Annotated in this window: 16 protein-coding genes, 1 tRNA gene and 2 pseudogenes; 12 read left to right on the top strand and 7 right to left on the bottom strand. The window is 67.9% G+C overall.

Annotation, left to right across the window (positions count from 1 at the left end):
* Window positions 1-3: 3 nt before the first annotated feature.
* The 3 genes from AB0A95_RS12755 to AB0A95_RS12765 form a co-directional block, all read right to left on the bottom strand.
* Complete coding sequence (locus AB0A95_RS12755; protein ID WP_357555825.1) at window positions 4-1,935, bottom strand: ABC transporter permease subunit; 1,932 nt, start codon at window positions 1,933-1,935, stop codon at window positions 4-6.
* Window positions 1,936-2,036: 101 nt separating this feature from the next.
* Window positions 2,037-3,467: an extracellular solute-binding protein gene (locus tag AB0A95_RS12760; protein ID WP_357555826.1), complete on the bottom strand. Its 1,431-nt coding sequence runs from the start codon at window positions 3,465-3,467 to the stop codon at window positions 2,037-2,039.
* Between the two features lie 385 nt (window positions 3,468-3,852).
* On the bottom strand, window positions 3,853-4,623 hold the full coding sequence (locus tag AB0A95_RS12765) for an IclR family transcriptional regulator (RefSeq protein WP_357555827.1): 771 nt from the start codon (window positions 4,621-4,623) through the stop codon (window positions 3,853-3,855).
* Between the two features lie 265 nt (window positions 4,624-4,888).
* Between AB0A95_RS12765 and AB0A95_RS12770 the strand changes: the two genes are divergently transcribed.
* The 7 genes from AB0A95_RS12770 to AB0A95_RS12800 all read left to right on the top strand — a co-directional run bounded on the left by AB0A95_RS12770 (window position 4,889) and on the right by AB0A95_RS12800 (window position 9,777).
* Window positions 4,889-6,139 (top strand): acyltransferase, encoded by a 1,251-nt coding sequence (locus tag AB0A95_RS12770; protein ID WP_357555828.1) that lies wholly within the window; start codon window positions 4,889-4,891, stop codon window positions 6,137-6,139.
* A gap of 51 nt (window positions 6,140-6,190) precedes the next feature.
* Window positions 6,191-6,709, top strand: a complete 519-nt coding sequence (locus AB0A95_RS12775) for an AAA family ATPase (protein WP_357555829.1) — start codon at window positions 6,191-6,193, stop codon at window positions 6,707-6,709.
* A 69-nt stretch (window positions 6,710-6,778) separates the two neighbouring features.
* Window positions 6,779-7,057: a hypothetical protein gene (locus tag AB0A95_RS12780; protein WP_357555830.1), complete on the top strand. Its 279-nt coding sequence runs from the start codon at window positions 6,779-6,781 to the stop codon at window positions 7,055-7,057.
* 425 nt (window positions 7,058-7,482) lie between these two features.
* On the top strand, window positions 7,483-8,628 hold the full coding sequence (gene istA, locus AB0A95_RS12785) for an IS21 family transposase (protein WP_357555831.1): 1,146 nt from the start codon (window positions 7,483-7,485) through the stop codon (window positions 8,626-8,628).
* Window positions 8,629-8,650: 22 nt separating this feature from the next.
* A complete protein-coding gene (locus tag AB0A95_RS12790) occupies window positions 8,651-8,776 on the top strand; it encodes a hypothetical protein (RefSeq protein WP_357555832.1) in 126 nt (41 codons plus the stop codon).
* A 162-nt stretch (window positions 8,777-8,938) separates the two neighbouring features.
* Window positions 8,939-9,319: a hypothetical protein gene (locus AB0A95_RS12795; protein ID WP_357555833.1), complete on the top strand. Its 381-nt coding sequence runs from the start codon at window positions 8,939-8,941 to the stop codon at window positions 9,317-9,319.
* Window positions 9,320-9,393: 74 nt separating this feature from the next.
* Window positions 9,394-9,777, top strand: coding sequence for a MarR family winged helix-turn-helix transcriptional regulator (locus AB0A95_RS12800; protein WP_357555834.1), 384 nt, complete (start codon window positions 9,394-9,396; stop codon window positions 9,775-9,777).
* A gap of 631 nt (window positions 9,778-10,408) precedes the next feature.
* On the opposite strand, the gene AB0A95_RS12805 is transcribed toward AB0A95_RS12800, so the two are convergent.
* Window positions 10,409-10,663, bottom strand: coding sequence for a hypothetical protein (locus AB0A95_RS12805; RefSeq protein ID WP_357555835.1), 255 nt, complete (start codon window positions 10,661-10,663; stop codon window positions 10,409-10,411).
* Window positions 10,664-10,666: 3 nt separating this feature from the next.
* Here AB0A95_RS12805 and AB0A95_RS12810 point away from each other — a divergent pair.
* Window positions 10,667-10,951, top strand: a pseudogene (locus AB0A95_RS12810) (DDE-type integrase/transposase/recombinase); the annotation flags it as partial.
* A gap of 149 nt (window positions 10,952-11,100) precedes the next feature.
* Complete coding sequence (locus tag AB0A95_RS12815) at window positions 11,101-11,217, top strand: hypothetical protein (protein ID WP_357555902.1); 117 nt, start codon at window positions 11,101-11,103, stop codon at window positions 11,215-11,217.
* 53 nt (window positions 11,218-11,270) lie between these two features.
* On the opposite strand, the gene AB0A95_RS12820 is transcribed toward AB0A95_RS12815, so the two are convergent.
* Window positions 11,271-11,342: transfer RNA gene (locus tag AB0A95_RS12820), tRNA-Lys, on the bottom strand.
* Between the two features lie 244 nt (window positions 11,343-11,586).
* On the opposite strand from AB0A95_RS12820, the pseudogene AB0A95_RS12825 reads away from it, so the two are divergent.
* A pseudogene (locus tag AB0A95_RS12825) lies at window positions 11,587-11,943 on the top strand (DMT family transporter); the annotation flags it as partial.
* 75 nt (window positions 11,944-12,018) lie between these two features.
* Here AB0A95_RS12825 and AB0A95_RS12830 read toward each other — a convergent pair.
* Together AB0A95_RS12830 and AB0A95_RS12835 are read right to left on the bottom strand one after the other, a co-directional pair.
* A complete protein-coding gene (locus tag AB0A95_RS12830; protein WP_357555836.1) occupies window positions 12,019-16,074 on the bottom strand; it encodes a trypsin-like peptidase domain-containing protein in 4,056 nt (1,351 codons plus the stop codon).
* A gap of 16 nt (window positions 16,075-16,090) precedes the next feature.
* Entirely contained in the window at window positions 16,091-16,420 is a 330-nt protein-coding gene (locus AB0A95_RS12835; protein ID WP_357555837.1) for a CU044_2847 family protein, read from the bottom strand.
* A gap of 371 nt (window positions 16,421-16,791) precedes the next feature.
* Between AB0A95_RS12835 and AB0A95_RS12840 the strand changes: the two genes are divergently transcribed.
* Both AB0A95_RS12840 and AB0A95_RS12845 read left to right on the top strand, forming a co-directional pair.
* Window positions 16,792-17,463, top strand: a complete 672-nt coding sequence (locus AB0A95_RS12840) for a hypothetical protein (RefSeq protein ID WP_357555838.1) — start codon at window positions 16,792-16,794, stop codon at window positions 17,461-17,463.
* Window positions 17,460-20,777: a DUF87 domain-containing protein gene (locus AB0A95_RS12845; RefSeq protein ID WP_357555839.1), complete on the top strand. Its 3,318-nt coding sequence runs from the start codon at window positions 17,460-17,462 to the stop codon at window positions 20,775-20,777. Before AB0A95_RS12840 ends, AB0A95_RS12845 begins: the two co-directional genes overlap by 4 nt.
* Window positions 20,778-20,907 lie beyond the last annotated feature (130 nt).

Raw genomic sequence — 20,907 nt, forward strand, 5'->3', positions numbered from 1 at the left:
CGATCAGCCCTTCACCGCGCCCGCGGTGAGCCCTTCGGTGAGGAAGCGCTGCCCGAAGGCGTACATGACCACCACCGGGATGCTGACGAGTAGCGACGCGGCGGCGAGTTGTCCCTGCGGGACGACGTCTCCGGCGATCATCGACTGCATCCCCACCGGCAGCGTCTTGTACTCGTCCTTCGTGATGAACACGAAGGCGAAGAGGAACTCGTTCCAGGCGTTGGTCAGGGTGAAGAGCGCCACCGCCAGCAGCCCCGGCTTGGCCAGCGGCAGCACCACCCGGCCGAACGCCTGGATGCGGGTGCAGCCGTCGACGAGCGCGGCCTCCTCCAGCTCGACGGGGATCGACGAGAAGTACCCCACCAGCAGCCAGGTGGCGAACGGCAGCGTGAACGTCGGGTACGTCACCACCAGAGACCACAACGAGTCGGTGAGCCGCACGCCGATGAGCATCTGGTACAGCGGGATGAACAGCAGCGCGCCCGGCATCACGTAGGTGAGCAGCACCGTGACGGTGAAGCCCTGCGCTCCACGGAACCGCAGCCGGGCCAGCGCGTACCCCGCCAGGGCGGCGCAGACCAGCGCCACCGCCGTGGACGCCGCGGACACCAGCAGGGTGTTGAGATACCAGCGGCCGAACGGTTGGTTGTCGAACAGGGCGCCGAACTGCTCCAGGGTCCACGGCGTCGGCCACAGGTCGTCGGTGCGCATGACGACCTGGCCCTCGGACTTGAAGGCCGTGACGGCGATCCAGTAGAGCGGGCCGAGCACGAAGATGAGCAACCCGGCCAGTGCGACCCAGGATCCCAGGCCCGACACCACTGACGACGACCGGCGACCGCCCCGGGACTGGAGGGTCGAGACCACCCGGCCGACCGCCGCCGCGACCAGCAGGATCACCCCGAGGACCACCGCCGCCTTCCAGAAGATCTCCGGCGAGGCCCAGGCCAGCAGACCGGTGACCACCGCGGCGACCACCCACGGCAGCGCCCTGCGCGCCGTCGGGGCCCACCGCCTCGTACCGATCCACCGCGCGGCTCGACGCCGCCGGGGCAGTTTGATGGTGGTGTCCTGGCGCAACAAGCGGACCAGCACGAACACCAGCCCGCCGATGATCGGCAGCATGACCAGCGTGGCCGCTGCCCCCGCGCCGTACTGCAACTGCAAGATCGCCTTCGAGTACGCGTTGAGCACGTACGGCGCGGTCACGTCGCCCGGACCGCCCTGCGTCAGCAGCCAGATGAGGTCGAAGTTGTTGAACGTCCAGATCGACGACAGCGTCACCGTCACGGTGATCACGTGGCGCAGTCCGGGCAGCGTCACGTTGACGAAGCGCTGCAACGACGAGGCGCCGTCGATGGTCGCCGCCTCGTACAGGTCCGCCGGGATGGCCTTCAACCCCGCGAGGAAACACACGGTGAAGAACGGCACGCCCTTCCAGACGTTGACGAGGATCACCGACGGCATGGCCAGCGACGGGTCGGAGAGCCAGCCCGCGGGCCAACTGTCGACAAGGTGCGCGCTGGCCAGCAGCGGCCCGATCCCGGTAGCGGTGAGCAGCATGTTGACGCTGCCGAAGATCGGGTCGAGCAGCGCGCGCCAGCTGAACGCCGTGACCACTGTCGGCACCACCCAGGGCAACAGGAGCAACCCGGCCAGCACGGCCCGCCCACGGCGTCGGTGGTGCAGCAGCAGGGCCGCGGACAGCCCCAACACCACCTTGAACACCTCGGCGTACGCGGTGAAGACGAACGAGTTCACCACGCCCGTGTGGAACTGCTCGTCGCCGACGAGGGAGAGGTAGTTGCCCAGGCCGACGAACACGGTGTCCTGCCCGTGCCGTTCGGTGGTGCTGGTGACGATCGAGCGGACGATCGGCACGATGACCAGACCGCCGACCAGCAGCGCCATGGGTGCCAGGAACAGCGCCGCCATCTTCCAGTCACGACCCAGCCGCCGCTGGGTCAGCGTGAGGGAGCCAGACCCCGGCGGCGGGGAAAGCCTCGCCGCCGGGACCCGTGCCGGACGGACCGACCTCACTGCGGCAGCCCCTGCTGGTTGAAGATCTGCACCATCTTCGCGTGCGCGGCCGTCACGGCCTGCGCCGGTGCCGTGCCCTGCACGATCTGCTGCATCATGTCGGTGAGGACGTAGGCCGACCCCACCGCCTGCTGGCCCGCGCTGGCCTTCTGCGGGAAGGTCAGGCCGTTCTTCGTGTTCAGCGGCAGCTTCAGTTCGGTGATCCTGCGCAGCATGGGGAATGCCGGGTCGCCGCTCGTGAAGAACGGGTCGGCGTCCCAGACCTTCTGCCAGGCGGGCATCACCAGGCCGGGCGCTTCCTTCGCCACCCCGAGCAGCGCGGGCGCGCTGACCAGGTACTGCGCCAGGAGCTTGGCGAGCGCCGGGTTCTTGGCACCCTTGAAGACGACGAAACCCTGCGACTGGCCGAGCAGCAGCGGATTGTTCGTCGCCGGCCCGATGCAGTCGGAGAACACGTGGGTGTTCGCGTGCACCGGGTTCTTCTTGGTCCGGGAGTCCGCGTAGACGCTGAACTGGTTGCGGGTGTAGCCGAGGACGCCGGCGAGCCAGTTCTCGTTGTTGCTGGTGTCGGTCCAGCTGGCCACCCCCGGTGGCAGCATCGGCTTGTACTTGGGATTGGTGTAGATGTCCCCCAGGAAGGTCGCCGCCTGCACCGTTTCGGGGGAGTCGAACGTGACCTTCGTGCCGTCGTTGGAGGCGATCGACCCGCCGTACGCGTTGATCAGCGCCTCGATCATGCCGTTGCCGTCACCGGAGCGGTTCACCGTCATGCCCCAGCCGAACCGGCGCTTGGTCGGATCGGAGATCTCCAGGCACAGATCCCGCAGCTCCTCCCAACTGTAGATGTCCTTGGGAGTGATGCCCTTGTCCTGCATCCAGTCCTTGCGCAGGAACGACCCGATCCCGATGAAGTGGTACGGGATCGCGAACCACTTGCCGTCGAAGACGCAGTAGTTCTTGGCCTCCGCGCAGGGTTCGCCGTACTTGGCGGTCAGCGCCTGGACGACGTCCGTCACGTCCTCCAGGTCACCGAGCGCCTGGAACTGTGCGACGAACCGTGAGTCGGTCATGAACGCCAGGTCACGCGCCACTCCGCCCTTGACCTCGGCGTCGATCTTGGCAACCACGTCACCGGCGTCGGCCTGGACCAGGCTGTTCTCGATCTTCGTTCCGGTGGTCTCGGCGAACTTCTTGATCGAGCTGTCGAGGGCGTCGTTCGCCGCCGTCGAGTACAGCTTCTGCGACAGCATCCCCATCGAGGAGCCCTTCATCGACGCCGCGGCGTCGACCAGCTCCTGCGGAACGTCCGGCTGCACCTTGCTGGGTGAATCGGAGCTGCCCCCGCACGCGGCCAGACCTGCCGCGCCGAGCACCCCCACCCCCATCCCCAGAAAGCCGCGCCGGGACCACGCCGGATTGTCCTCCATGGACATTCGCCTCCTCCATCTTCCCGCGCCGCTGCACGCCGAAGGCGCGCTTGACGAAAACCGCGATCCTCGTGTTCCAGGTGTGGCTCGATGCCGGCGACGACCGTGCGCCGCCGACATCGATCAATGCGTCCGCGTACTCGTCGGTGGGGTTGGTGGGGTTGCCCTGGTGGCGTCGCTGGCCGGGTGGCACGACAGGCACGAGGCATGCGGCGACCGGGCCGAGTAAGCGGCGCTGGTGTTCCAGTTCGGTCGGGTCACGGACCACCGCCGTTCGAGATTTCGAACTGAGTTCGAGATACCGCATCGAGTGGACGCGACGCTAGAGCAACGCCGCAACGGGTGTCAATGTTTCGATACCGTTTCGGCCGAAACGACAACTTGGCTATCGACGCTGGGCCCGGTAGCCCATCCGGGCGGACAGCGCGGCCGCGCCCTCGCGAACCAGCCCGGTCCACCGCACGTGCGCCTGCGGGGTCCAGCGGATGATCGGCGCGGACAGGCTCATCCCGGCGATTGTCGCACCGGAATGGTCTCGGACCGCCGCGGCGACGCAGCGCATGGCGCTGTCCGACTCGCCGATGTCGACAGCGACGTTCTCCGCCCGGACACGTTCGAGATGTGCGCGGAGGCGGTCCGGGTCGGTGATGCTGTCCGGCGTCATGCCCGGCAGGGAACCCTTCGCCAGCAGGGCGTCCAGACCCGCCTGATCGAGCTCCGACAGCAACACCTTGCCCACCGCCGTGCAGTGGGCCGGCAACCGCCGCCCGACCGCGGAGACCATCCGGACCGGGTGCGTGCTGTCGAACTTGACGAGGTAGATGACATCGGCGCCGTCGAGCACGGCCACGTGGACCGCCTCGTCGCACGCGGCGGCCACGTCCCGCGCGACGCACTGCGCCTCACGGACCAGGTCGAGCCGGCCGGCGAACGCCGCGCCGAGCTGGAACAGCGGCATGCCGAGCCGGTACTGCACCGGCTGACCCGGAACGGAGATCAGGTACGAGCGGGCCTCAAGCGTGACGAGCAGTTCGTGGACGGTGGTGCGGGGCAGGTCGAGCCGCTCCATCACCTGGCGGGCCGACAGTTGGGGCTGGTCCAGGAACAGTTCGAGGATGTCGAGTGCGCGGATGACCGCCGATACCACACGGGGCATGTCGATAGTCCCTTCGAAATGCCGGACCCGTGTCAACGAGATCCACACGGACCAGCACCTGAAGAGGATAACTGCGTCTGCGCCCGGCGCCAGGCTCCGGAGCTGGCGCCGGTCGGGCGAGGTCGAGTGTGGTCGGCCCGCGCGAGACCTGTCGCCAACGGGTCGTGGCCCGGCCCGTCCGCCACGGCAGATGGAAGCCTGGCATTATGCCTGGAGCGCCAGCCCACCCTCGGTCAGGCCGATGCCCAAAAGGTGCCAGATCACGATGAGCTCTCCCAAAGAACGCATGCCCCGGGTCGAATCACTGACCGGGCTGCGCTGGTTCGCCGCGTTCGCCGTGTTCCTCTTCCACGCGAACCAGATCATCAGCCTGCCCACTGTCTACGGCATCAAGCCCGGCGACTTCTTCCGATTCGGCGACGCCGGGGTCACGTTCTTCTACGTCCTCTCGGGCTTCGTGCTGACCTGGTCGTTCTCTCCGAAGGTGAACACCGCGACGTTCTACTGGCGTCGGTTCGCCCGGGTCTGGCCCGCGCTCCTGGTCAGCACCGTCATCGCCTGGGTGAGCCTCAACCAGGTCTGGGAGCACTCCTGGAAGCGGACCCTGCTGAGCCTGTCGCTCACCGAGTCGTGGTTTCGCCCGGCGGAATTCCTCGTCGCCAACCCGGTGGCGTGGTCGGTCTCCTGCGAAGCCTTCTTCTACCTGCTGTTCCCGTTCGTCATCCGGCCGCTGCTGCGGCTGCGGCTGCCGGCGCTCGCGATCATCGCGGCGGCGGGCTTGTTCGTCGAGTGGGCCTACTGGTTCTTCGTGCAGGATCTGATCGACCCGAAGCAGTACTGGATCCAGCTCTCCTGGTTCCTCCGCTTCCCGCCGATCCGATTCATCGAGTTCCTGCTGGGGATGATCGCCGCCGCCGCGCTCCTCCGCGGGTGGCGACCGAGGATCAACCTGTGGCTCGCCCTGTCGGCGGTGCCCGCATCGGTGCTGGTGCTGTGGTGGGGTGCAGAGCAGGGCTGGTGGGGTGCGCACTGGTCGCAGCAGGGGCTGGTGCCCGCCTGCGTACTCGTGGTGCTCGCGGCGTCGATCCGCGACCTCTCCGGGCGGCCCTCGATCTTCCGGAGCAAACCACTTGTCGCCCTCGGCGCCTGGTCCTACGCCTTCTACCTGGTCCACCTGTCGGTCATCCACTGGCTGATGGGCCCGGTGACGCCCAGCGCGGGGACCTGGGCGAACCTCAAGGTGCTGCTGATCTGGACGGTGATGGGCATCGCCCTGGCGTGGGCCTGCTACCGGTGGGTCGAACACCCGGTGGAGAGGTTCCTGCGCAATCTCTACCCGCGCCGCGTGCCGCCCGCACCACCGACGCCGCCCGCACCCCAGGCACCGGAGGAACCGCAGGAGTTGGTTGCGGTATCCGAGCCGCGCACCGAAGTCGTCCTGACCGGGCACGGCGTCCTGACCCAGGAAATGGAACCCGGTCTCTATCGGAGCACGGGAAGCTTCGACGTCCGCTGAGGCCCCGCGCTGTGCGGCTCGGCCGGTTGCTCGGGCGCGTTACCGTGTCCCGTGATCGTATGGCTGAACGGCACCCACGGCGTGGGCAAGACGACGACCAGCTCACTCGTGCGGCAACTGATCCCGGATTCCCGGGTGTTCGACGCCGAGAAGGTCGGCGAGACGCTGATGGACATCACGCCGGGGCTGCCCGAGACGGACAACTTCCAGCACTGGCCGCCGTGGCGGCCACTCGTCGTCGAGACCGCCCGCCGTGTGCTCGACTACACCGGCGGCACTCTGGTGATACCCACGACCGTCCTGGTGGAGCAGTACTGGTGCGAAATCAGGACGGGCCTCGCCCAGCACGCGATCCCGGTGCGGCACTTCGTCCTCCACGCTGATCAAGAAACTCTTCGCCGGCGAATCGAGGGAGAACACCCCGTTCCGTCGCCTTTTCGTCTGAAGTACCTCGGGCCCTACGCCGAGGCGGCCCGCACGTGGCTGCACGCCGAGGCCGAGGTCGTCGACACCACGCACCTGACTCCCGCCCAAGCCGCCACGGAGATCGTGCGACGAGCCACCGGGTGAAGCTCAGGCCGCCTGGGTACCGCACGCCTGGTTGAGGCACACGGAGCGTGCGGGTGCGAGGCTGAGCGCGTGGGGCTGGACAAGGAGATCGCGGCGGCACTTGCCGAGGCACGCCTGACTGAGTGGCGACGCATCGGCTACGGAGAGCTGCGCGCGATGCTCGACGAGCAGGATGTACGCCAGGTCGTCGGCGAGGACGGCAAGCGGTACAGCGTCGTCAGCTACGCCCTTGACGACGGCGACGGGCGTATTCGCATGTCGGTGGCCGTTGATGACGGGGCCTGGTCGGCGTTCGCACCGTCGGTGCGAGACCAGATCATGAATCCGGATGGCACGTTCGTCGAGTGACCGCTTCGGCGTGAAGGCGAAGGAAGGACTGTGCCGTACTTCGCGGCCCCGGCCAGCAGCGGGACGACAGCCGCGCTGCTGCTGTCGGAGCAGTCAGGGTGGGCGCTCGGTGAGGTAGCTCAGAGGCCCGAAGGGCAGAGAACGTGACAGTCATCATCGCCTACGAATCGCGGCCGACGTAGATCAGCTTCGCTCGCCTGGACCGGGGGGCGGACATCAACCTGGGTACAGGTGGTCGGGCAATCTGAAGCACAGAGGGCTGTTAATGTCAGCGCTCACGTAATTCCCCTGGTCCGCGCTCGTCATGGCCCACCGGGTCGCTCGTGGTGTTCGTGAAGGGGACGGCGAGCGTTCCGCTGTAGTTGCCAAGGTCCTTTCCTTCTCGCGTAGATCATCTTTTCGCCGGTATGCCCTTTGGGAGGCGGATGGCGAGGAGGACGTTCCACGTGATCGATATAACCGAGATCCTGGCGCACTGGTACGCGGGCCGGTCTCAGTACGACGTTGCGGGCTCGTTGGGAGTGGACCGCAAGACGATCCGGCGGTATGTCGAGGCGGCGATCGCGGCGGGCTTCGTGCCCGGCGGAACCCCGCCGATGAGCCAGGAAGACTGGGAACCGCTGGTCAAGCAGTGGTTCCCGCATCTGAGCGATACCCGGTTGCGGCAGGTGACCTGGCCGGACTTCGCCAAGCACCACGACTACATCGTCGAGATGCTGCGGGCCGGGGTGACCAAGGCGACGATCCACCAGCGGCTACGTGACGAGCACGGGGTTGCCGGCTCGCTGGCCTCGTTCAAGCGATATGTCACGGCGAACCTGGCCGAGGACGCGGTCCGGGAGAAGGTGACGGTGCTGCGCGCCGACCCCGAGCCGGGCCTGGAAGGGCAGATCGACTACGGCCTGCTGGGCTCGTGGACGGATCCGCGCACGGGACGTTCGCAGCGGATCTGGGCGTTTGTCATGGTCTTGTCGCACTCGCGGCACATGTTCGTGCGGCCGGTGATCAGCATGGACCAGGCGTCGTGGACAGCCAGTCACGTCGAGGCGTTCGCGTTCTTCGGCGGCTGCCCGGCCCGGCTCATTCCAGACAATCTGAAGACCGGGGTGGACAAGCCCGACCTCTACGACCCGAAACTCAACCGGGCCTACGCCGAACTCGCCGCGCACTACGGGGTCCTGGTCGACCCGGCACGGGCTCGCAAACCCAAGGACAAGCCCCGCGTCGAGCGGCAGATGCCTTATATCCGGGATTCGTGGTGGAAGGGCCGGGAGTTCACCTCGCTGGTCGAGATGCAGGCGTCGGCGTTGCACTGGTGCCGGGAGGTCGCCGGGCAGCGCAAGCACCGCGGCCTGGACGGGCGCACGCCGGCGGAGGTGTTCGACCAAGCCGAGGCGGGGACGCTGACGCCGCTGCCGGCCGCGGCGTTCACCCTGGCGGAGTGGTCGCGGGCCAAGGTCGGCACGGATGTCCACATCAAGTGCGGCAAGGCGCTCTACTCGGTGCCCTGGAGACTGATCGCGCCACCGCGAACGCGATCTTCTCCGGCGGGTAGTCCGCGACATCAGTGACCTTGCCTCTGTCCTTGCGGACGTGGGTTTTCACCAGTTCGCCGTGATGGAAGACCTGCACGACAACGGCCGCCCCGCACCATGGCCCGACGACATCGAGGACTGGACCACCAACATCCGCGAATCTCCCACTCCTGAACCCTTCTAGGACCACGAACGTTCACGGTGCTGGATGACACGATGCCCTGGGCTGACGGCCGGGCCACCGTCTGGGCTGACGGCCGGGCCACCGTCGCGGCATTCAGGCGGGGTTCGCTGGCGGGTGACCCCCACCCGCGCAGTTGTATGCGTTTCGCATATAATGGTGGGCATGGAGTCGAAGCTTGAAGAAGCCATCAATGCCTGGCATGCGAGCGTGAACGCAGGCGATCTGCAGCGGGCGGCGGACGCCGTGGGTGATCCGATCATTGTTCTAGGACCGAAGGGTGCGGGGCCGATCACGCCCGAGCAATTCGCGGACTGGGTGGAGCGTTCGGGCATCCGGTTGGTTCCGCGGTCCTGGCACCCGGTCAGCGAGCGGCTGATGGTCGTTGAGGAGGATGCGACCTGGCCTGACAACCAGACGCCTACACATGTGGCAACGGTGTTCCGCGTTGCGGGGACCAAGGTGACGGCCGCGCTGCGACTGCCTGATCTCAAGTCGGCCCTCGAGTTGGCCTACATCTGCCGAGAGATGGCCGCATCCGAATGAGTGCCCAAGGGCCGGGACAGCTGTTGTTCAGTTTCGTCCGGCACTGGTCGCGGCGCGGCGCTGCAGGGGATGCCGTGATCGCGGAGCAGGGCCGGCTCGTGCAGGTGACTGAGGCGGTGAACGCGTTGGTCGATCGCGACGAGCCGGCAACCGTGAACGCGGTTGCACACGAGCTCGGCATCGACCAGAGCGGAGCGTCACGGCTGGTCAAGAGTGCTGCTCACGCGGGCTACCTGACGATGGCGAAGGGTGCGTCCGATGGGCGCCGGCGAGAGGTCTCCATTACCGCCGCCGGGCAAGCCGCGTTGGAGCACGCTCACGAATGGCAAGAGCAGGTCTTCGACGACCTGACCGCGGGCTGGACTCGACAACGACGCGATGACTTCCAACGGGCGATGGCTGATCTCATCGCCGCGTCGCATGCGACAGGAGGGCCAGCCACGCCGACGCGTCCCTGACATTTGTCACCCGCGAACGGGGCCCGCCGCCGCCACAGCGTGGACCGCCGCAACGCCGCAGGCGCGGCAGGTCGACGGCGTGTCAGCCAACACCGTGAACGTTCGTGGTCACGGCACCCCGCTCACGTCCCGCCCCAAGCCCGCAGCCAGTCCCATTCCATGAGCCCAGGCCAGGGGAATTACGTGAGCGTCAACATTAGCTCAATGGTAGAGCTGAGGACTTTTAATTCTCACAAGCGCTTTTGTCTCCGCTACTTACCGTAGCCTCTTACAGTCCGGAATCTTGCGACCGTTTCCAGGAAAGTGCCGCCGAATATCAGCAGGTCAGCGTGGTCGTTGTCCATTGTGTTCGCAAGGTGCGCGATTGCTCGTGGTCGAAATCCAGATTCTAGGCTTGTAATCCTTACGGGTCGCTGGTATCCGATCACCCATGGAACACCCACGGCCCCCAGCCACCATGCTTGATGGCTGCACGCGCCAGCTACGTCAGACGTGGCCGACCCCTCGTCGGGTCGGACCTCTCCGTGCCGCAAGCAAGCTTCTGTAGCCGAAATGCGACTGCGGGCTGCGCGGCGGGCCAGCTTCACACCGGACGAGGCCAGAGGGACCTGTCACTGTTCGAGGCGACCAATCAACCGTACATCGGGTTGAATCCCTTGATCCACTTCTGTTGAGCCTGGTCGTATGCGTACATCTCATCAGCGCTTGGCTCAGGATAACCACCACCCCCGATCCAGCGGTATCGCACTTCAGGAGTACCGAGTCGGACTGATTCCGACTTCTCGTTGAGACGCACGTCGAGGGTGGCGAAGCCGGTGTATAGCTTGTTTGTATCCGGCTCCACGAGCAGGGCAATATCGGCCTGCTCCTCACCGTCGAGCGTCACCGCTTGTTTGTCGACCGGCTCTGGGACGCCGACGCCACCCGCATTCCCTGCGGCGAGGGCGTGTTCTGGCTCGCCGCGGTCCGCGACGTGTTCTCCCGCCGGATCGTCGGGTGGAAGACCTCCGACCGCTGCGACACCGACCTGATCCTCGCCGCCCTCGAATACGGCATCTGGTCGCGTGACGTCCGCGACGGCCAACTGATCCACCACAGCGACCGCGGGTCGAACTACACGTCCTTCCGCTTCGCGCAACGCTTACAGGACAACGGAATCCTGCCCTCGATGGGCTCCGTCGGCGACAGCTACGACAACGCGCTGATGGAAAATTTCTGGTCGACGTTGAAGATCGAACTCGTCTACCGCACCAGCTGGCGGACCCGCGACGAGGCCGAGAACGCGACTTCGCCTACATCGACGGCTGGTACAACACTCGCCGCATCCAGAAGGAACTGGGCTACCTCAGCCCGAACGACTACGAGACCGCCTGGCACACCCGCCAGAATCATCCAGCCGAACCAACTATCGCCGCCCCTGCGCCAGCCGGCAGCAGGTAACCACCGCTCCATCAAAGCGGGGGGAACTCACTGCCCAGCTTACGCGCTATCGGTGGGCCGCCTGGGACTCGAACCCAGAACCTAAGGATTAAAAGTCCTCAGCTCTACCATTGAGCTAACAGCCCTCTGCGCTTCAGGTTACCCGACCACCTGCGCCCAGGTTGATGTCCGCCCCCCGGTCCAGACGAGCGAAGCTGATCTACGCCCGACTGCGACTCCCGAGCGGTGATGACCGGCAGCCGCTCGCCGGCTGACTCGGAGTTGCGGCGCATCGGGTGCAGGGTTGGACCGCCAGGCAGGACGATCGGCGGGCGGGCGGTGTAGCCGTGCCGGCCGTAGGTCGGATGGCCCCTCGTCGGCGGCGCGCTCATCCTCGTCGCGGCCGTCTGCTACGCCGCTGGCGCGATGATGATCTACCGTCGGTATGCCGAGGCACCGCCCCTCGGCGTCGCCACCGCCGCCATGCGCCTGACCACCGCAGCCGTGGGCATCCCCGCGTCCGCGACGATCCCGACCCGGCTACCCGGAGTGGAAGCGACCGGCGCCCTACCCGTCCTTGGGATCGCCTGCACAGGTGCCACACTCGCCCTGTTCTACGCACTCATCACCCGCGTCGGTCCCGCCCGCGCAACGTTGGCGTTCGACCTGTCACCCGCCTTCGCCGTTGCCCTCGGCGTGGCCTTCCTCCACGAGCACATCAGCGCGTTCGCGGCCACCGGGCTCGCGGCGATCGTCGTCGTCGGGGCCAGCGCGGACGTGACCGGGCTGGGCTGGTGGCCAGGGTTAGCACGAGAGACCGCGTCATCCGCTAATTGCGAGAGCCAGCAGTCCCTGGTCCAAACCCACCATCAGGGTGTCACCGACTGTGCAGCAGGCGAGTGCCGGATGATAGACGGGAATCGTCCGTACGAGCCGGCCTGTCATCAACTCCCAGATCCGCACCGTACGGTCGCGGCTCGTCGAGGCGAGCAATGAGCGGCCCCCGACCTCAACCATGCTGAGGCCGGTGACCGGACCGCGATGCCCCGTGAACCACCGCACCGGCTGACCTCGCTCGGCGTCCCACATCCGGATGGCGTGGTCAGCGCTGGCCGACACCAACGCTGGCCGGCCCGCCACCGTGACGCCGCAGAGCGCGTTGACCGAGTCCTGGTGGCCCTGCTGGGTCCAGAGCGGGGTCTCTCCGCCGGCCCACAGCATCACGGTGCCGCTCTTGTCCGCAGAGGCGAGGGCCTCGAAGCCCGACCAGTTGACGGTGGCCAGTGCGGTCACCCAGGCGCGGGTGACGTGCCCGAGCAGTACCCTCCGCACCGCACCGGTGTACGGGTCCCATATCCGGATGACCTGGTCGTCGCCGGCGGAGGCGATCAGGGCCTCCCCGTTGACGACGATCGGGCAGACCGCTGCGACAGGGGCATAGTGCCCGGCCATCTCCCGTACCTGCGAGCCGTCCCGGCTGTCCCACGTCTCGATCAGGTTGGTGTCGCCGGCGGTGAGGACGAAGGATTCATCCTCGTCACCGGCCGTGCACATCGCGTTGACCGCGCCGCCCTCGGTCTTGAACTCCAATAGCCGCTCGCCGGTACGGGAGTCCCAGAACCGAACCTGGCCGTCGGACCCGCCCGCGGCCACCACCGCCGGCCCGCCGCCGGGCACCTGACAGACCGCGCTCACCGAGCCGAATCGGTCCTGATCGGCGACAGTGTCCGGCTGGCCGCCAGCCGGGTCCCACAACCGGACCGTGCCGTCGTCGCCGGCGGTGGCCAGCATCCGGTTTTTCGCCGTCCGCAACTCGCACACCGCGCGGATCCAGGCCGCGTGTCCTCGCAGGCTCGGACGGCTCGTCCAGGTCGACACCTCCCAGAGCCGGATGAGCCCGTCCTCGCCTGTGGACACCAGTAGGCATCCGCCCTCGACGTCGACCGTGCACAGGTCGGTGATCGGCCCACCGGTATCGAGGACCCGCACCGGCTCGCCGGTCAGAGGGTTCCACAGGCGGACCGTGCCGTCATAGCCCGCGGAGGCGAGCAGCGTGCCCCCGGGCGCGCGGACCGCGCAGAGAGTGGTGACCCAGCCGAGGTGGCCGGTGAGAGTCAGTGTCGGCCGACCATCGGCGGTCAGATCCCAGATCCGGACCGCGCCGTCGTAGCCGGTAGAGGCCAGGAGGTGCCGGCCGGCCGGTACGTAGGTCACCGCCGTCACCCAGCCGGTGTGGCCGGTCAACTGGTAACGCTGGGCGCCGGTGACCGGGTCCCACACCCGGACCGTGCGGTCGTCCCCGGCCGAGGCCAGCAGATCACCGTCGGGCAGCGGAATGGCGCAGACGTTGCGTACCCAGTCGTGGTGTCCACGCAGTTCGTGGCGGCGGTGACCGGTGCGCGGATCCCACAGTCCCACCGTGCCGTCATGGCTGGCGGTGGCGATCAGCACCTCGCCGGTACCGATCCGAACGGCGCAGGCGCTGCGGATCGTGTCGTCGTGGCAGGTGAAGACCTGCTCGGCCTGGTTCGTCAGCGGATCCCACAGCCTTACGGTGCCGTCGTCACCGACCGAGACGAGCAACCGACGGTTGTCGATTTCGATGGCGGCGACGTCGTACACGGCCTGCGAGTGCCCGTCGAGCACGCTGCGTTCCTGGCGGGGAGGCGTGTGCGCCCACCGCGCGCGGTACGGTGCCGCGTCAGCCGCGATGCCACTGTCCAGGCCGTAGAGGCGGTCGACGACAGAGAAGAGCGCGGCCCGTTCGGCCGGGTCCGCCGACACCGCCAGCGGCGTGCACTGCAGGAGCCTGGCACGCGCCCGCGCGGTCGGCGCCATCGGCGCCTGCTCCGCGTCGACGACGGTGAGCAGCCGGTCCAGGTACGCGTGCCGCAGGTAGTCCTCGTCGGCGAGCAGACGCTCGATGAGACCGGCCCGCGCGGCGTGCTGGGGCAGTGACCGCAACAAATAATCGGGCGCGGCGCCCCACCCGGTCGCACCGGCCAGGTCGGCCCATGCGGAAACGAGCCGGCGCTGGTCATCACGGCGCAGGGCCCGTGCGTCGCGGTCGGCCAACAACGCGTCGTTGAGGGCCTGGTGGAACAACCGGTAGGCGGGCTGTGCGCCGCCGCCCGTCTCCACGAGAAAGTTTGCTGCCGAGGTACGGGCGAAGCCACCGAGCTCAGCCTCGCTGACCGTTCCCCCGAGTGCCGTCACGGCGGCGTGCCACAGGGACAGCGGCAACCCCGGTGTCTCGGCGTACGCCAGAGCGGTCAGGGTCAGACGAGCGGAGGTCGAGCCCGCTGTCGGCAGGCCTGCCAGGTACGCGTCCAACGCGTGCGCCACGGTCGCGGTGAACGACACCGTGGCCGGGTCTACCAGTTCGCTGTCGCGCAGGGCGTGTGCCCGCGCGACGAGGCCGGCGACGAGGAAATTTCCCTTGGCCAGCGCGGCGATCCGCTGGGCGAGGGGCGCTGCGGCGTCGGGGTCGGCGTACGGGTTGGCGGGCCGCTCGGCGCCGAGCAGCCGCAGGGTCGCCTGGGCGTAGTTGACGAGATCAGACTCGGCGAAGAACTCCGGCGTATCCAGGTCGATCAACTCGGCGTCGTCACCGAAGCAGGCGATCAGGTCGCCCCGGTCGTCGGAGCGCCTGGTCCCAATCACGACCCGGACGCCGTACCGGCCGCAGTCACGGGCCAGCGGCCGCAGGATGTCGTCGATGACCTGCCGGGCGTGGTCGGGGTCGGCGGCCTCGTCGAGGGCGTCGATGACCAGGGTGAAGCGGACGGGACGTCGCTCCAGCCGCTCGCGTACGGCCGGGACAAGGTCGGCCGGCGTACTGGGAAGGTCGACGGCGACCGCGCGGGCGATCTCGGTGGCCACCTCGACGGCGGTCTTGCCCTTGGCGTGCACCGCGCACGAGACCGAGTCGGGTGTGGCCCGGACGGCGACATCGTCGCCGGGTAGGTCCGCGCGGATCTGTGGGTCCGCGGTGGTGACGATTCGGCCGAGAACGGCGGACTTGCCGACGCCGGGAGATCCGGTGACGATCAGCGGCCGGGTGACCGGCGTCGGCCGGTCGATCCAGTCCACCACGTGTCGGAGGGCGGTGGTCCGGCCGCGGAACCGGGCGCCGCCCTCGGTGTCGACGGCCACGCCCCGGGCGCGGGGCAGCCAGTGGCGGCCGGCCTCTCCGTCGGTGCTGAGCGTCCATCCCCACGCCGAGAGCGCGGTGTCGTCGGCATCCCCGATCCGCCACGCCGACAGCGCCCTCAGCTTCATCTCGGGCAGCTGTTCGTCGGCGTGGTGCAGCGTGAGGGCCTGCCCCTTGCCCTTCCCGTCGGCGGAGACGACGACACCGACAACCGCCTGGTACTCCGGTGACCAGACCGCGCCGCCGCTGAAACCCTTGCTCAGCGGCCCACCCTCGCCGCTGTCGATCATGACGTGTCCCCAACCACCGATCTCGGTGACGGTGCCGGTGGCCGGAATCCCACCGGTGATTCCGGTGGGATAGCCGTACGCCCAGAACGGGCGACCCGACAATGGCTTGGGCTCCAGGCAGCGCAGCCTCGCCGGCGTCACGGTGGCGGGCACCGGCTCGGCGAGTTCGAGCAGGACCAGGTCGACGTGGGCGGAGCGGACCCCGTCATGCAGGCACTGCCGGACCTGGCGCCGGTCGAAGTATTTGACCTTCGGCGCTCGGGGAAAGGCGACCGAGAGGTCGTCATGCAGGGTGCCGTTGGCGGCGAACGCCACGTGGTGGCAGGTGAGGACGAGGTTCGTGTCGATGACGATGCCGGTGCCGACCGGCTCATGCTTGTTCCCCCGGTGCAGGGCGACCGCCCACGGGCTGTCGTCAGGGACCGCGGTCGTCACGGGACATCGCCGTCCGTCAAGGCCGGAGCCTCGTGCCGTTCTCCGGGGAGTCAGCAGCATGCCAGTGCAACGTGACCTCGAAGTTGGCCTCGCCGGTGGCCTTGGCCACCACCCAGCTCGCGGTCCCGGTGGCCTTGATCCCGAATTTGACCTCGACGGCATCCGGGGAAGCCGTCTTCACCTGCTCCAGCAGCTCCTTCGCGGCAGCAACAGCGGGCGCAGCGGATTCCCGCACCCAGCCGGCGACATCGCCGATTCCGGCGGGTTGGAAACCGGCCGGCGGCTCGACCTCGATCAACGCGACCGTCTTGTCGTCGACCTGGTAACGGACCACCTCAGACTGCACGGTCGCCTCCGTGATGTTTCGCGGGAAGGTCGCGGGAGAGGTCGCGGGTCGACAATTGCCGACCCGCCTCTCGCAGGTCAACCATGCTGCCTTCTGCCATTGATTCTTGGCAACGGCCCCGCAACCGATCCCTTGTTACCACCCCGAACAGGTGTTCCAATCACGGCATCCAAGCAGGACTGCCGAAGATCCATTAACGCCTACTGTCGGCTTTCTGCAGCCAGAAACGTGACCTTGCGCTCGCATCGCGCCCTCGGCAGAATCGGCCCGGGCGCGGGCCTCCCCCGTTGCCGGAAGCACGGCCACCCCTTCGAGTCTTCGCCATCGCCCCGATCATCGCGAAGGCGCGCGTGCCGCAGAGGAGAATCCGCATGCCGGAAAAGGAACTCACGCTCGTCGACCGGTGCATTCTCATCACGCTCATGATCAAGGCGACACCGCTGCCGCAGACGTACTTCAGGAATGTCGCCGGTATCGGCTTGAAGGCCGACCACCGGCGCCGGTTGATGTCTCTCAAGTTGATCGAAGTGACTGAGAAACCGATCACCCTGGCGTTGACCGACGAGGGTTGGAACCGGGCCGCCGAGGAACTGGGGGCTGAGCCGCCAAAGGGCGCGGGCACCCCCGGCGGGACGCTCTACGTCGCCCTGGACTTCCTGCGGCGGCTGATCGACCACTCGGGCGCCCGGGCCGATGACCTGTTCCGGATGAAGATCAACGCCAGCGACGTCGTAACGGCCTCAACACCGCCAGCGTCGTCCGACGCACCAACGAGCCAGCAGGCCGATCCGGTCGTGCTGGTACGGGAGGCGTACCAGAAACTGGCCTCCGCCCCGGGCGACTACGTCATGCTGGCCGACCTGCGCTCGGCGCTGACCGACCTGTCACGCGCGGAGGTCGACGCCGCCCTCGTCGAGCTGAACCGGGAACGCAACGTCCATCTCGTGCCCGAATCCAATCAGAAGGTACTCAGGACGGAGGAGCGGGCCGCAGCCGTGAGCATCGGCAACCAGGACAAGCACCTCATCGCTATCTCGTCATGATCACCGACGAAGAGCGCCGGGCCCTAGCGGCGCTCAGGTTCAACTGGGCTCCGACACCGGACGACGTGTGGAAGGCGGCCCCGTTCCACGTCGATGGCCTGCATCACGACGTAGTCAAGACGGTGCTGGACAGCTTCCTGGAGGCGGACGGCAGCGTCGACTCCAGCCCGGTAGGCGTCGCCATCCTGGGCCAGCGGGGCACCGGCAAGACGCACCTGCTCGGCACGGTCCGCGAGGAGGTGCAACGGCGCGGCGGATTCTTCTTCCTGGTCGCTCTGCTGGAGGCTCGCGCGTTCTGGCACAGCACCGCCATGTCGATGCTGGCGGACTTCGTCCGGCCGATGCCGGATGGAACAACGCAGCTTCGGACGTTCCTGCGTCGGCTGGCCGACCTGGTCGGCGCACCGCGGGCGGTGCGCCGGGCCGTCGCCGGCGAGACCGAACTGAGCCGATCCGCTCTCGACGCCTTCGTCGACCTGATCCGCAAGGCGAACCGTCAGATCGGCACGGAGTGTCAGGACACGGCGCGAGCGCTCGTGCTCTACGCCGCCGAGCCGCCGGCAACGCAGGACGTGGGCTACTACTTCCTCTGTTCGATGGAGGAGGAGGAGCCGGGCACCCGGGCCGGGTGGGGGCTGCGGCGTAACCGGCGGGCCCCGCAGGAGGTCGTCCGGGACGCGTCGCGACTCTTGGCCATGGTCGCACCGACGGTGATCGCGATCGACCAGATCGACCTGATGGTCGCCCAGTCCGTCAAGGCGACCAACCAGGACGTCCGGGGCGAGTCGGACTGGCAGACGTCGTTGCTGCTGGAGCAGGTGGCCAGCGGCCTTATGGCGTTGCGGGAGACAACCCGGCGTTCACTCTCGGTGGTGTCGTGCCTGCCTCAGACCTGGCGGAACATCAAGGAACAAGCCACCGACACGGTCCAGGACCGGTTCAGGGAGGCTGCCTTCCTCAAGGAGGTCCCCTCTACCGAGGTCGGGCGGGAGTTGGTGGAGAAGCGGTTCGCGGTGATCTTCGGCGAACTCGGCTTCCGGCCGCCCTACCCGACCTGGCCCGTCCACCGATCCGCACTGGATGAGGTCGTCGGCTTCACGCCGCGCGAACTGCTCCGCCGTATCGACACGCACGTCCGGGCTTGCCTGGCCGCCGACGAGGTGACGGAACTACGCCATCTGCTGCACGCGACCGACGCTGACGCCGCTGTCGTGGCCGAGTCGAACGCGGTGATCCGTGCTCCGGCAGCCACCGACAGGGCGAACGAGTTCGCCAAAATCGACGCCAGATACGCAGAGCTGATCGCCGAGGCCGATCCCAAGTCCGCCGCACTCCAGCAGTACGAGGACGCCCGGGTTCCGCCGTTGCTCCGCGCGGGGCTCACCGCGTGGATCGCCGAACAGGGATCTGCCGTTGAGACATTCAGCCTTGACCCGCTCCCCGTCGGTGGAAAGCCAGCCCTGCACGCACGGCTACGGCACAGCCTCGACGAGGAGACCGAGGACGAGGAGCACTGGTCGTTCCGGGCAGTTTCCGCTCCCCACCACATCGCCGCACTCAACCGAATCCGCAACGCCGTCACCACCGCCGGGCTCACCGAGGGAATCACCAAGCGGCGCCTGTTCCTGCTGCGCAGCGCCCAGTGGTCGTCCGGCGCCCGTACCCGGGAGGTGCTGAACGCGTTCGAACGGGCCGGCGGCCGGACGCTCGTTTTCCGGGCGGACGACATCCGCCGAATGACCGCCCTGGAACAACTCGTTCAGTACTACGGGCTGGAGACGTTACGGCCGTGGTTCGCTGATCGGCGGCCAGCCTCCGACATCGCCTGCCTGCGGGAGGCTCTGGGCAGCGTCCGCCGCGCGCCGGTGCCACCACCGCGAACTTCAGCCGTGGTCGACCCCGACCCCCCGTCGAAGCGAGCAGTCGATGCGTCGCAACCGACGCACATTGTCGGACGGGTAACGGTCCCGGCGACACAGGGACCCGCCGACCCGGCGGCCCGGCCGACAGCGCCGGCAGCGGCAACCGCGGCGCAGGGTGTCGACGCCCAGCCGGTCGCCGGGACCGACCCTCTCTCCCTGACCCTTGGCGCGGTCGCCGGCCGTCCGGATCCGGTGCGGATCGACCTCGAGTCCCTGCGGCGGCACACCGTCATATTCGCGGGTTCCGGCTCCGGCAAGACCGTCCTGATCCGCCGCCTGATCGAGGAGTGCGCGCTGCGTGGCGTCTCGGCGATCGTCCTCGATCCCAACAATGACCTGGCCCGGCTCGGTGAGGCGTGGCCGGCACCGCCGGGCGGGTGGGGGCCGGGCGATGCCCGCCGGGCCGAGGCGTACCTCTCCGGCACCGAGGTTGTGATCTGGACGCCGGGGCGACAGAGCGGCCGACCGCTCACTTTCCAGCCGCTTCCGAAGTTCGCCGACGTCCTCGATGATCCCGACGGATTCACCGCCGCCGTGAACGCCGCCGTTGCCACGCTCGCTCCGCATGCACGCGTGGACGGCGGCACGGACAAGGCCCGGCTCGGCCGGGCCGTGCTGCGCGAGGCACTGATCAGCTACGCCCGCACCGGCGCGAACGATCTGCGCGAGTTCACCGAGGTGCTCAACGACCTACCGGACGGGGTGAGTCAACTCGATGGCGCACCCAAGCTGGGGGCTGGAATGGCGCAGCTACTCAAGGCCGCGCTTATCAACGATCCGCTGTTCGGCGGCGTCGGCACCCCCGTCGATCCCGGTGAGCTGCTTACCCCGAGGCCCGGCCGACGAGCCCGGGTGTCGGTGATCAGTTTCATCGGGTTGCCCGAGGACCACCAACGCCAGAGCTTCGTCAATCAGCTACAGCTTGCCCTCTTCACCTGGATCAAGCGCCATCCCGCCGGTGACAGGCCACTGGGCGGGCTCTTCGTCATGGACGAGGCCCAGACGCTGGCTCCATCCGGCACCATCACTGCCTGCACGGAGAGCACCCTGGCGCTGACCTCGCAGGCCCGTAAGTACGGGCTGGGCCTGGTCTTCGCCACACAGGCTCCGAAGGCGTTACACAACCAAATACCCGGCAACGCCGCTAGCCAATTCTTCGGCCTCCTGACCGCACCGATCCAGATAGAGGCGGCCCGCGATGTGGCGAGGGCAAAGGGCACCGATGTGCCAGATATTGGCAAGATGCGGGCCGGTCAGTTCTACGCCGGCGTAGAAGGTGCACGCTTTGTCAAGATGCAGGCTCCGATGTGCTTGAGTCACCATCCACGCAGCCCCTTGACGACCGAAGAAGTTGTGCGGCGTGCGGTCATGCCGACACTCATCCGCCCTTGACAGGCGCTGCTCCGTCACCGCGAGGGTCAGTGTCAATGGGTCCGTGACGTCGTCCATCTGCCCAAACCTGGCCCCGGCGTTTCGCTGATGGTTTGGCCGGGGGACCTCGTTCTGGTAACCGGTCGGGTAC

The organism is Micromonospora sp. NPDC049230, assembly GCF_040647875.1.
Classification (GTDB): Bacteria; Actinomycetota; Actinomycetes; order Mycobacteriales; family Micromonosporaceae; genus Micromonospora.